We start from the raw sequence: 12404 nt of genomic DNA on the forward strand, positions 1-12404 counted from the left end.
GACCGTGCCGCGCGACGCGGCTCCCGGCGAGCACTCCGGAGCGCTGATCGCCAGTGCCGGCGCCGGCGCAGGCGCAGGCGCAACTGGAACCGCCACCGCCACCGGAGCCGGAGCCGGCAAGGGGAGCGGGGCGGGCGCGCGGGAGAACGTACCGGTCCATCTGCGGGTGACGGGGCCTGCGTTGTCCGCGCTGACCGTCGAGCACCTGTCGGTGAGCCGGCGGGGCGGTGCTGCGGTCATCCGGTACACGCTGGTCAACCGGGGCAACACGGTGCTCACACCGCGGCTCGCGGTGCGCGCCGACGGGCTCTTCGGCCCGGTGCTGCGCCGGGCCGCCCGCACCCTTCCGGTCGGGCTGCGGCCCGGCCAGGGCATGGATCTGACGGAGAGCTGGCCCGGTCCGCCCGGCCTGGACGTGATGGACGTCCGGCTCACGGTCACGGCACGCGGCGGCGCTCACGGGTCCGCCACCGTCACGTACTCCGCCGTCCCCTGGGGCGTGGTGGCCGCACCGGTGCTCCTTCTGGCGGCGGGTGCGGGCGGCCTGGTGGTCGTACGGCGGCGGCGTCGCGACGGGGCCGGGGTGCCCGCCGGAGAGGCGGCTCCTGCGGTCGTCGCTGCCGCCGGCGGCCGGGCCGGTCCGGTGGCCGGCACCATACGCCGTATGCGACGGCGACGACGACGGGCCGTGGCCGTGGCCCTGGCCGGGCTCGTCCTGTGCGCGGCGTTCGCGTCGGCCCCGCTGCCGGCCGCCGCCGCGGCGGATGCCACCTCGTTCGCGCCTGCCGCCGCCGGGGCGCATGCCGCCCCGTACGCCCCTGCCGCCCCGTACGCCCCTGCCGCAGAGGGCAATCCCACCGTCCGCCTCTCCCGGAAGGAGGCGGGCAAGGGCGGCAGTGTCACCGTGACCGGCCGCGGCTGGCGGCCCAAGGCGCTGCTCACGCTGCTGATCTGCGGGCAGAACATGATCGGCGGCACCAACTCCTGTGCCAACGGCGACGGACGGGCGGTCACTACCGACGCGCACGGTGCGTTCCACAAGAGCCTTCCGGTCGCCGAGCCGCCCAAGCCCTGTCCCTGCGTGGTGCATGTGGCGACCGTGACCGGTGAGGCTGCTGATGCGGATGCCGCGTTCAAGGTGGCCGGGCACCCGGTGGCGCCGCTGCCCCGGGAGAGTACCGGTGGCCGGCTGACGGTGCTCGCCCCGCCGCGGCTGGCGGGCAGCAGCGGCCTGCTGACCTGGTTCGGCGCCCCCGCGCAGCGCGAGTTGACCCTCACGGTCGGCAATCTCGGCTCGGCGCCGGCCAAGGACCCGGTCTTCCAGGTCGGCACCTCGCACGGGGTCTTCGCGCCCGAGTGGGAGGAGCAGCAGTGGCGGGGGACCGTACCGGCCGGGAAGAAAGCCGAGGTCACGCTGCCGGTCGAGTTGCCGGCCGGCGCACACGGGGACTATCTGGTCTCCCTCCGGTACGGCGGCAAGGTGCTCGCCGAACAGCCCTGGGGCGTCGGCAGGCCGTGGGGCGTGACGCTCTTCTGGGTGCTGCTCTGCGTGGTGGTCCCGACGGCGGTGTTCCGCATCGGGATGGCGCTCGTGGACCGGGTACGCCCGCGCCGGACGGGCGGCACCCGCAGGCATACCGCAGGAGGTACGCGCACGACCGGACGCACCCGCACCGCCGGCCGGCCGCACGGCGCGGCCGGCACCGGACCACGTATCAGCAACCGAACCGCGAGCGAGGGCTCAACGGCCGACCCCGGTACGCCGGGTGACTCCGCCGCACTGCCGTGGTTCACCCCGGACACCGCACCGTCCACCACCACATCAACCGAACGACCGACGTCGAAAGGTTCAGCGTGATGAGGCAACGGAGGAGAGCCGCGGTGGCTTCGGCGGCCGCGCTGGTGCTCGCGGGTGCGGGCATCGTGGCAGCGGCCGGGACCGCCCAGGCCGCGGAGGTGTCGTACAAGACGGAGTGTCTGCCGCCGCCGATTTCGGGGCTGCCGCCGATCGAGGGCACCACGAAGGTGGCGGTCAGCGCGCCCGGGACCGCGAAGGTGGGCGACGAAATCGAGGTGGTCTGGAAGACCGTCGAGGGGGCTTCCAAGAACCCCGACATCCTCGATCTGGGGGAGAACACCGTCCAGCCGACCGGCACGGTCAAGGTGGCCGGGGCGCAGACCGGCGATCTGGCGATGCAGGGCCCCCGGCAGAATCCGCCGATCCCCAAGGGCGCTGCGATGAAGCTGTCCGACATGAAGGGGAAGCTGAAGCTGACGAAGGCCGGTGAGGTCACGCTGACGCCCGGTTTCTACAACATCAACGTCAACAAGCCGATCTCGACGGACACCAAGTGCTCCCCCAAGGAGACGGTGCAGCCCGCGGTCACCATCAAGGTGACCGACGGCAGCGGCGGTTCCGGTGGCACCACGAGCGGCACGACCAGCGGGACCACGAGCGGCACCACGACGGGGACGTCCGGCGGGTCCACCACCGGGACGACCAGCGGGACGACCAGCGGCACCACTGCCGGGTCCACGAGCGGCACCACCACCGGCACCACCAGTGGCGGTACGACCTCCGGCCCGTCCGGCGGTACGACCTCCGGAAGCTCCGGCGGCGGGACCGGCGGCACCGGCGGCGACCCCGACGGCACCGCGTACAAGGGCAAGGAAGTGCAGGTCCCCTACGCCTGCAAGACGCCCATCGGGGACAAGAAGGCGACCTCGCCGGTCCAGATCAACGCCGTGAAGAAGGGCGGCAGTTACGACCTGACCGTGAAGTTCGGCAAGTCCGTCATGGACAGCCCGGCGGACATCCCCAAGAACTCGGTCAAGCCGTCGATGGAGGTCAAGGTCGGCGGCGCGGACAAGGGGACGGTGAAGACCGAGGGGCCGACGAACGCCGCGCCGATCAAGTCGGGCCAGCCGATCGCGATCCCCGACCTGAAGGGCACGTACAAGCCGGGCGCCACCGGCAAGGCCACGCTGACCCCGGGCGTGCTCACCGTCAACGCCCTGGGGACGACCACCACCTGCACCCCGGAGAAGGACCCGGGCGTCTCGCTCGTGCTGGACACCTCGGCACAGCAGGGCGGTACGTCCGGCGGCGCGGCGGGCGGCGCGGCGGCCTCCGGCGGCGGCACGGCCGGACCGGCCGGCGGGCCGGGCGGCAGCGGCAGCAGTGGCGGTCTCGCCGAGACCGGTGCGAGTGACCACGGCGCGCTGACCGCGCTCGGCATCCTCGCCGGGACCGTCATCCTGCTGGGCGGGGCGGTCTTCACGTTCCTGCCGCGGCACCGGGCGCGGGTCCGCTGACGCGCCACGTCTGACGCGCCACGTCTGACGCGCCACGTCTGACGCGCCACGTCTGACGCGCCACGTCCACAGGAACGCACGAAGGGGGCGCCGCACCGTCCGGTGCGACGCCCCCTTCCGTCGTGCGGGGCCGGCAGACGTCAGTTGACGCTGCCCATCAGCTCCTTGACGCGCTTGCGGTACATCCAGATGCCGAAGCCCGCGACGACCGCGAAGGCGGCCTCGACGGCGACCGCGCCCGAGGTGTTCAGGTCGACGTTCAGCTGCGGCGACGTCAGCAGACCTGACACGGAGTCACCCGCGGTGACCGCAAGGAACCAGACGCCCATCATCTGGGAGCTGTACTTGGCGGGCGCCATCTTCGTGGTGACCGACAGGCCGACCGGAGACAGGCACAGCTCACCGACGGTCTGGATGAAGTAGATCGCCACCAGCCACATCGGGCTGACCTTGCCGCCGTTGGCCGCGGTGTCGAGCAGCGGCACCATGAAGACGACGAAGGAGATGCCGATCAGGGTGAGGCTGGACGCGAACTTGACGGCGGTGCTGGGCTCCTTGCCGCGCTTGTTCAGCCACAGCCACGCCGAGGCGACCAGCGGGGCGAGCGCCATGATGAAGACCGGGTTCAGCGACTGGTACCAGGACGTCGGGAAGTGGAATCCCAGCAGGTCGTTCGTCGTGGAGTTCTCGCCGAAGATCGACAGGGTCGAACCGTTCTGGTCGTAGATCATCCAGAAGACGGCGGCGACCACGAAGAACCAGATGTAGCCCGAGAGCTTGGACTGCTCCAGCTCCGTGAGCTCCTTGTCGCGCTTCATCCGGACCAGGACCGCGATCGGGATGACCAGGCCGGCGATGGTGATCGGCAGCAGCGCCCAGTTGGCGAAGTTACCGGTCGCGGCGAGCACGGTGTAGAACACGGCCGCGACGATCAGCCAGATCAGGCCCTTGCGCAGCACGGACGCCTTCTCCTCGGGCGTCGCGGGCTGTGTGACAACGTTGCTCTCCGCACTCAGGTGGCGGGTGCCGAGCAGGAACTGCGCGAGGCCGAGCGCCATGCCGACGGCGGCGAGCGTGAACCCGAAGTGCCAGTTGACGTTCTCGCCGACGGTGCCGATGCTCAGCGGGGCCAGGAAGGCACCGAGGTTGATGCCGATGTAGAAGAGCGTGAAGCCACCGTCACGGCGCGGGTCCTCCGGGCCGTCGTAGAGGTGGCCGACCATCGTGGAGATGTTCGCCTTCAGCAGGCCGGAGCCGAGCGCGACCAGCACCAGACCGCCGAAGAAGGTCGCCGCGCTGGGCAGGGCGAGCGTGATGTGGCCCGCGATGACGACGATGGCGCCGATCGCGACCGTCTTGCGCGGCCCCCAGAAGCGGTCGGCCATCCAGCCGCCCGGCATGGCCAGCAGGTAGACCATCGCCATGTACACGGAGTAGATCGCGGTGGCCGTGGTGGCCTGCATGTGCATGCCGCCGGGCGCGATCAGGTACAGCGGGAGAAGAGCCTTCATGCCGTAGAAGCTGAAGCGCTCCCACATCTCGGTCATGAAGAGCGTGGCCAGTCCGCGGGGGTGGCCGAAGAAGGTCTTGCCGCCGTCAACAGGGTTCCCCTGTTGGGCCGCGCCCTTCGTCAGGCTGGACGCCATGGATGCTTCCTTGCTGCTACGGGACGCGCTCGCAGACCGATGCGCGCCCGGGTTGGGGGGTCACCCACCGGCGTAGCTCCGCCCGCCCCCACGTCCGGGAGGTTCGGCTCCCCGCGGGGGGTCGGCAGGACGGTCGTACCCCGGAATCCACGCCTCCCGTGCAACAAGCGCGGTGGACCCGGCCGGCAGGTCGATCACTGTGTATCAGGGCCGGTGACACCGGCCCGGGACACAACGAGGGACCGATGACGTCAGTTGAGAGTCAAAGGCCCCGGAGGTTGTGCGATGGACGTCGAAACACCATACGTCTGGTTCCCCCGCCGTTGGGTGGCGTGAGACAACGCTCACACTGCAATGGGGAACCGCCGGCGCCCCTCCGGGCGCCCGCGCGCCCTGGTGCGCGCCCGCGCTTGCGCAGCTCACGGCGCCAACGGCGCGGGAACGGGTCCATCGTCGGCCATCCGCGCTGGTCCGCCCCTCGGCCCGGATACATCGGACTACCATCGGCCCATGACCCGTGTACTGCTCGCCGAGGATGACGCGTCCATCTCGGAGCCGCTCGCCCGCGCACTGCGCCGTGAGGGTTACGAAGTCGAGGTGCGCGAGGACGGCCCGACGGCGCTCGACGCCGGTCTCCAGGGCAATATCGACCTCGTCGTCCTGGACCTGGGGCTGCCCGGCATGGACGGCCTGGAGGTCGCCCGCCGGCTGCGCAACGAAGGCCACTCCTTCCCCATCCTGGTGCTGACCGCCCGCGCCGACGAGGTGGACACCGTCGTCGGCCTGGACGCCGGCGCCGATGACTACGTCACCAAGCCCTTCCGGCTCGCCGAACTCCTCGCCCGCGTACGGGCCCTGCTGCGCCGCGGTTCCACCGCCGAGCCCCAGCAGCCGCCCGCCACCCACGGCGTACGCATCGACGTCGAGTCGCACCGCGCCTGGATGGGTGACGAGGAACTCCAGCTCACGGCGAAGGAGTTCGATCTGCTGCGGGTCCTGGTGCGGGACGCCGGCCGGGTCGTCACCCGCGACCAGCTGATGCGCGAGGTCTGGGACACCACCTGGTGGTCCTCCACGAAGACGCTCGACATGCACATCTCCTGGCTGCGCAAGAAGCTCGGGGACGACGCCGCCAACCCCCGCTACATCGCCACCGTCCGCGGAGTCGGCTTCCGCTTCGAGAAGAGCTAGGGGCCCGTGCGCCGCCGCCTGATCAACTCCACGCTCGCCGTGGTGCTCGTCGTGATCGCCGTCTTCGGCGTCTCGCTCGTCATCGTCGAGACCCGCACCATCCAGGCCGGCGCCCAGGAGAGCGTGGCGTCCGAGGCGGTCCGGCTGGTCGGGATAGTGGAGAGCCGGCTGGGCAGCGGCGAGAAGATCACTCCGGACATCCTCTCCGAGCAGATCACGGCCAAGCGATACGCCACGATCAAGGTGCCCGGCAAGGCGCCGATCGAGATCGGCAAGCGGCCCTCGGGCAATGTCATCCAGTCGGAGGTGCGCGGCGACCGCGGTGAATCGGTCACGGTCCAGGCATCCCGCTCCATGGTCAGCGCGGAGATCGGCCGGACGCTGCTGGTCATCCTGGCCGTGGCGCTGCTGGCGATCATCGCGGCCGTCATCCTGGCCGTCCGCCAGGGCCGCCGGCTGACCGCGCCGCTCACCGATCTCGCCGAGACCGCCGAACGGCTCGGCTCCGGCGACCCCCGCCCCCGCCACCGCCGCTACGGCGTCCAGGAGCTGGACCGGGTCGCCGATGTGCTGGACGCCAGCGCCGAGCGGATCGCGCGGATGCTGACCGCCGAGCGGCGGCTGGCCGCGGACGCCTCCCACCAGCTGCGGACGCCGCTGACCGCGCTGTCCATGCGGCTGGAGGAGATCACCCTCACCGACGATCCGGACACCGTGAAGGAAGAGGCCACCATCGCGCTGACGCAGGTGGAGCGGCTGACGGACGTCGTCCAGCGGCTGCTGACCAATTCCCGGGACCCGCGCAGTGGCTCCGCGGTCGCCTTCGACCTGGACGAGGTGGTCAAGCAGCAGATCGAGGAGTGGCGGCCGGCCTACCGCAGCGCGGGGCGGGCCATCGTGCGCTCCGGCAAGAAGGGGCTGCGGGCCGTCGGCACCCCGGGCGCGGTCGCCCAGGTGCTGGCCACCCTCATCGAGAATTCGCTGATGCACGGTGACGGGACGGTCGCGCTGCGTACCCGCGTCACCGGCAATCAGGCAGTCGTCGAGGTCACCGACGCCGGGCCCGGGGTCCCGCCGGACCTCGGCTCGCGGGTCTTCGAGCGGACGGTGTCCGGCCGGAACTCCACCGGGCTGGGGCTGGCCGTCGCCCGGGACCTGGCGGAGGCCGACGGCGGGCGGCTGGAGCTGCTCCAGCAGCATCCGCCGGTCTTTGCGCTGTTCCTGGCCCGGGAGGCGGAGACCGTCGAGGAGTGAGGCCGCGGCTGCCGGTGCGTCTGCGGGGCCCGGCGTGCCCCGGGCTACTTCCGGGAGGTGCTGCGCGGGCGCTGCGAGCCGTCGGCGAGGAAGGACTCGGCGGTTTCCACGGCCTCCCGCGCGGGCAGCGTGCGGAAGACCCAGGTGCGGTAGGACCAGAAGCGGAAGAGCGTGGCGAGGCCGATGCCGAGGAACTTGAAGACGTTGCTCTGCAGCGGGCTGTCCCAGTGGAAGCCGTACGTCGCGACGTAGAGCAGACCGTTCTCGATCACCAGGCCGACCGCGCTGAACAGCAGGAAGAGTGTCAGCTCCTTCGTGCGGCCCTGCCGGTCGCGGTCACGGTAGGTGAAGTAGCGGTAGCCGAGATAGTTGGTGCCGGTCGCCACGACCGTCGCGATGATGCTGGCGCGGACGACGGGCACCTCGGTCAGATGCCGCACGAGGTTGAACACCGCGAAGTTGACTACGACACCCGCGCCGCCGACCGCGCCGAATTTCGCCACTTCGCGAATGAGCGCCTCCAGCCGCGACCGCAGTGCGCTCCGTTCACTCATGGTGATCGTTCAGCTCCCGTCGTGGGCGGTGTCCGCGGCCGTCAATCCTGGTCCGCTTCCTCATGCTAACCAGGGGCCGGGAGTGATGCCTGCCATCTGTCGTCTCCGTGCGCAACACCCCGCGGGCCGTACGGGTCAGCGGACGGTCACGCGGAAGTTGAGGCTGCGGGCGCCCTTCTCGTCGCCCGCGCCGGCACCGCAGCGCCGGCAGCGCAGCAGCCGTAAGTCCGTACGGCCTGGACGGACGGCCTCGAAGGAAAGATAGCGGGTGGTGCCGGAGCCGGTCGCGGGCGGGCCGGTGACCGTGCGCCCGCCGGTGGCCTTGAGGACCGCCGGGTCGGGGCGGGGCTCGGCGATGATCCAGCGGTACCCGTCGGCGGGGTCGTCGGCGACCCGCACGCTGAAGCGGTCACCGGCGGAGACCGTGATCTCGGTGTCGTCCGCGTCATAGACCTTCGGCGCCGACAACTGGCTGAAAACGGAGTGCAGGGCGATCAGCAGCGCGGCGATCGCGATCACGATCACCAGCGTCCTGGAGCCCCCTGGTATGCCACTGTTCTCCATCCGGCCTCCCCTTTGCCGGGCCCCCTCCGGGCGCCGGCCCCGCACCCCGGCCCGAGAGTAACCGCCCGTACCGATCTTCCTCCGGCGATCTTCGAACGTGCGAACTCAGAGGATCATCCAAGCCCCCGTCGGGGCCGCGGCGGGGTACGGATACCCTGGGGGCGTGACGTTCCCGGTAGTCGGCATGGTCGGCGGCGGTCAGCTCGCCCGTATGACCCACGAGGCGGGTATCCCCCTCGGCATCAAATTCAAGCTCCTCAGCGACACTCCGCAGGATTCGGCGGCTCAGGTGGTCGGTGATGTCGTCATCGGCGACTACCGCGATCTGGAGACGCTGCGCGCCTTCGCTCGTGGCTGCGATGTGATCACCTTCGATCACGAGCATGTGCCCACCGAGCATTTGCGGGCATTGGAGGCCGACGGTATCCCCGTACGGCCCGGCCCCGAGGCGCTGGTGCACGCCCAGGACAAGGGGGTGATGCGGGCGAAGCTGGACGCGATCGGTGTGCCCTGCCCGCGGCACCGCATCGTCTCCGACCCGGCGGACGCGCGGCGTTTTGCGGCCGAGGTCGGCGGGGGCGGCGCGGAGCGCCTCGGTGAGGGGCGGTGGCCGGGCGACGAGGGTGACGGGTCGGGCGGCTTTCCCGTGATCCTCAAGACCGTCCGCGGGGGCTATGACGGCAAGGGCGTCTGGGTCGTACGATCCTCCGAAGAGGCGGCCGAGCCGTTCCGCGCCGGGGTGCCCGTCCTCGCGGAGGAAAAGGTCGATTTCACCCGCGAACTGGCCGCCAACATCGTCCGCTCCCCGCACGGCCAGGCCGTCGCCTACCCGGTCGTGGAGTCCATCCAGGTCAACGGTGTCTGCGACACCGTGATCGCGCCGGCGCCCGGCCTCGACCCGGAGCTCGCGGGCCGCGCCCAGGAACTGGCGCTGCGCATCGCCGAGGAGCTGGACGTCGTCGGTCATCTGGCCGTCGAGCTCTTCGAGACCGCCGACGGCCGCATCCTGGTGAACGAGCTCGCCATGCGCCCGCACAACTCCGGCCACTGGACCCAGGACGGCGCGATCACCTCGCAGTTCGCCAACCACGTCCGTGCCGTGCTCGACCTGCCGCTCGGCGATCCCCGCCCGCGCGCCCGCTGGACGGTCATGGCCAATGTCCTCGGCGGCGACTACCCCGACATGTACTACGCGTACCTCCATTGCATGGCGCGGGACCCGCAGTTGAAGATCCATATGTACGGCAAGGACGTGAAGCCCGGCCGTAAGGTCGGCCATGTCAACACCTACGGCGACGACCTGGCGGATGTGCGCGAGCGCGCCGCGCACGCCGCCGGCTATCTGCGAGGAACGATCACCGAATGACGCCCAGCACTCCCCCGGCTACCGCTGGGAGGTCCCCCCGGCCTGAGAACGCCGGCGCCCCCTCCTCCGCTCCGTCCCCCGTGGTCGGCATCGTCATGGGCTCCGACTCCGACTGGCCCGTCATGGAGGCCGCCGCCCAGGCCCTCGCCGAGTTCGAGATCCCCTACGAGGTCGACGTCGTCTCGGCGCACCGCATGCCGCGCGAGATGATCGCGTACGGCGAGGAGGCGGCCGGCCGCGGACTGAAGGCGATCATCGCGGGCGCCGGCGGCGCGGCCCACCTCCCCGGGATGCTCGCCTCGGTCACCCCGCTCCCGGTCATCGGCGTCCCCGTCCCGCTCAAGTACCTGGACGGCATGGACTCCCTGCTGTCCATCGTGCAGATGCCGGCCGGGGTGCCGGTCGCCACCGTCTCGGTCGGCGGAGCCCGTAACGCCGGATTGCTGGCCGCCCGGATCCTCGCCACCCAGGACGCCGAACTCCTCGGCCGGATGCGGGAGTTCCAGCAGGAGCTGAACGACCAGGCCACCGAGAAGGGCAAGCGGCTGCGCAACAAGGTCGCCTCTCCGGCCGGCTTCGGCTTCGGGGGCGGCAAGTGAGCTCCTCCCGGGACGCCGCCCGGGACCTGCTCGCCCGCTGGCCCGTCGTCGACGGCCACAACGACCTGCCCTGGGCGCTGCGCGAGCAGGTCCGCTACGACCTCGACCGGCGCGATATCGCCGCCGACCAGTCCGCGAACCTCCACACCGACCTGCCGCGGCTGCGCTCCGGCGGCGTCGGCGCGCAGTTCTGGTCGGTGTACGTACGCGCCGACTACGCGGGCGACAAGGCCGTCAGCGCGACCCTCGAACAGATCGATGTGGTGCGGGAACTGGTCGCCCGCCACCCCGGCGAGCTGCGCCTGGCGCACACCGCCGACGAGATGGAGGCGGCCCGCGCCGAGGGCCGGATCGCGTCCCTCATGGGTGCCGAGGGCGGCCACTCCATCCACAACTCGCTGGCCACCCTGCGGGCGCTGCACCGGCTGGGCGTGCGCTATATGACGCTCACCCACAACGACACGATCGCCTGGGCGGACTCCGCGACCGACGAGGCCCGCCACAACGGGCTGACGGCCTTCGGCGAGGAGGTCGTCCGTGAGATGAACCGCTGCGGGATGCTGGTCGACCTCTCGCACGTCTCGGCCGACACCATGCGCGACGCGCTGCGCGTCAGCACCGCACCGGTGATCTTCTCGCACTCCTCCGCACGCGCCGTCTGCGACCATCCGCGCAACATCCCCGACGACGTGCTGGCGCAGCTGCCCGCCAACGGCGGTGTCGCCATGGCCACCTTCGTGCCGAAGTTCGTGCTGCCGGCCGCCGTCGCCTGGACCCAGCGCGCCGACGAGAACATGCGGGCCCACGGTCTGCACCACCTCGACACCACCGAGGCGGGCATGACGGTCCAGCGGGCCTTCGAGGCCGCCCACCCGCGCCCGATGGCCACCGCGGCCACCGTGGCCGACCACCTCGACCACATGCGCGAGGTGGCCGGCGTCGACCACATCGGTATCGGCGGCGACTTCGACGGCACCGCCTTCACCCCGGCCGACCTGGCCGATGTCGCCGGCTACCCGAACCTGATCGCCGAGCTGCTGGACCGTCAGTGGTCCGAAGCCGACCTGGCCAAGCTCACCTGGCAGAACGCCGTCCGCACGCTGCGCGCCGCCGAGGACGTGGCGCGCAGCGAGCAGCAGCGGCGCGGCCCGTCCCACGCGACGATCGAGCAGCTGGACGGCTGACGCACCGGGCCGGGGCCCTCACCTCATGCGGAGAGGGCCGGGGCGCTCACGTCATACAGAGGCAGAACGGGTGCCCGGCCGGGTCGAGATAGACCCGCCAGTCGCGCTTGCCGTCGTCGTGCTGGACGAGCTTGGCGCCCAGCGCGACGACCGTGCGCTCGGCCTCGTCGATCTCCGCGCGCGGGACGTCGAAGTCGAGGTGCAGCTGCTGAGGCATGTCCTGGCCGGGCCACTGCGGCGGCCGGTAGCCCTCGGCCACCCGCTGGAAGGCGAGGGTCCGGCCGCCCGGTCCGGCGATCTCGACCCAGTGGTCGTCTTCTTTGGCCACCTGCCAGCCGAGCATGTCCGCGTAGAAATCCGCGAGGGTCCGGGGGTCGGGACAGTCCAGTGCGACAACGCCGAGTGTGATGAGGCTCATGCCGTCACGATAGCTGCGCTGGGGCCGGCTTCCCACGTAATTGGCTGTCCCGCCGCGGGGGTTGCTCGCCGTTGCGCGCTTTGCGGCGCCGCGTACGTTATCGGCCCTCCCGTCGCGGAGGACGCTCGCCGTTGCGCCTGCGGCGGGCCGTTGCCGCTGCGCGGGGCTGTCCGGCTGCGGGACCGCCCCTCCGGACTCCGTCCTGCGGTCCGGCCCCTCCCCGTTGGGGGTGGGAGAAGACCGGTGGGGGTGCAGATGGATGGGCGGGTGCGCCCCGTGGACGCACCACAGGGACACCGGACAGGAGACGCGC

11 protein-coding genes are annotated in these 12404 nt (G+C 71.4%); 7 read left to right on the forward strand and 4 right to left on the reverse strand.

The features are described from left to right. Positions 1 to 664: 664 nt before the first annotated feature. On the forward strand, positions 665 to 1858 hold the full coding sequence (locus tag ACWGJY_RS20915) for a hypothetical protein (RefSeq protein ID WP_453262360.1): 1194 nt from the start codon (positions 665 to 667) through the stop codon (positions 1856 to 1858). After that, positions 1858 to 3315, forward strand: a complete 1458-nt coding sequence (locus ACWGJY_RS20920) for a hypothetical protein (protein ID WP_453262313.1) — start codon at positions 1858 to 1860, stop codon at positions 3313 to 3315. The genes ACWGJY_RS20915 and ACWGJY_RS20920 overlap by 1 nt, the downstream gene beginning before the upstream one ends. A 140-nt stretch (positions 3316 to 3455) precedes the next feature. Here the strand turns inward: ACWGJY_RS20920 and ACWGJY_RS20925 are convergent, their stop codons facing one another. Further along, positions 3456 to 4961 (reverse strand): peptide MFS transporter, encoded by a 1506-nt coding sequence (locus ACWGJY_RS20925; RefSeq protein ID WP_453262314.1) that lies wholly within the window; start codon positions 4959 to 4961, stop codon positions 3456 to 3458. Positions 4962 to 5471: 510 nt separating this feature from the next. Here ACWGJY_RS20925 and ACWGJY_RS20930 point away from each other — a divergent pair. Further along, entirely contained in the window at positions 5472 to 6152 is a 681-nt protein-coding gene (locus ACWGJY_RS20930) for a response regulator transcription factor (RefSeq protein WP_030086430.1), read from the forward strand. A 6-nt stretch (positions 6153 to 6158) separates the two neighbouring features. After that, positions 6159 to 7406 carry an ATP-binding protein gene (locus ACWGJY_RS20935; protein ID WP_453262315.1) on the forward strand — a complete coding sequence of 416 codons (1248 nt, stop codon included), beginning with the start codon at positions 6159 to 6161 and terminating at the stop codon, positions 7404 to 7406. 44 nt (positions 7407 to 7450) lie between these two features. Here ACWGJY_RS20935 and ACWGJY_RS20940 read toward each other — a convergent pair whose 3' ends face one another. After that, on the reverse strand, positions 7451 to 7960 hold the full coding sequence (locus tag ACWGJY_RS20940) for a GtrA family protein (RefSeq protein WP_453262316.1): 510 nt from the start codon (positions 7958 to 7960) through the stop codon (positions 7451 to 7453). Between the two features lie 135 nt (positions 7961 to 8095). Then, positions 8096 to 8524 carry a protease inhibitor I42 family protein gene (locus ACWGJY_RS20945; RefSeq protein WP_453262317.1) on the reverse strand — a complete coding sequence of 143 codons (429 nt, stop codon included), beginning with the start codon at positions 8522 to 8524 and terminating at the stop codon, positions 8096 to 8098. Positions 8525 to 8687: 163 nt separating this feature from the next. On the opposite strand from ACWGJY_RS20945, the gene ACWGJY_RS20950 reads away from it, so the two are divergent. The 3 genes from ACWGJY_RS20950 to ACWGJY_RS20960 all read left to right on the forward strand — a co-directional run bounded on the left by ACWGJY_RS20950 (position 8688) and on the right by ACWGJY_RS20960 (position 11673). Beyond that, complete coding sequence (locus ACWGJY_RS20950) at positions 8688 to 9890, forward strand: 5-(carboxyamino)imidazole ribonucleotide synthase (protein ID WP_453262318.1); 1203 nt, start codon at positions 8688 to 8690, stop codon at positions 9888 to 9890. Between the two features lie 95 nt (positions 9891 to 9985). Beyond that, entirely contained in the window at positions 9986 to 10489 is a 504-nt protein-coding gene (purE, locus tag ACWGJY_RS20955; RefSeq protein WP_453262361.1) for a 5-(carboxyamino)imidazole ribonucleotide mutase, read from the forward strand. Next, positions 10486 to 11673 (forward strand): dipeptidase, encoded by a 1188-nt coding sequence (locus ACWGJY_RS20960; RefSeq protein WP_453262319.1) that lies wholly within the window; start codon positions 10486 to 10488, stop codon positions 11671 to 11673. Before purE ends, ACWGJY_RS20960 begins: the two co-directional genes overlap by 4 nt. A 46-nt stretch (positions 11674 to 11719) precedes the next feature. Here ACWGJY_RS20960 and ACWGJY_RS20965 read toward each other — a convergent pair whose 3' ends face one another. Beyond that, positions 11720 to 12091 carry a VOC family protein gene (locus tag ACWGJY_RS20965; protein WP_453262320.1) on the reverse strand — a complete coding sequence of 124 codons (372 nt, stop codon included), beginning with the start codon at positions 12089 to 12091 and terminating at the stop codon, positions 11720 to 11722. Positions 12092 to 12404: the final 313 nt, after the last annotated feature.

Source organism: Streptomyces sp. NPDC054765 (genome assembly GCF_053612065.1).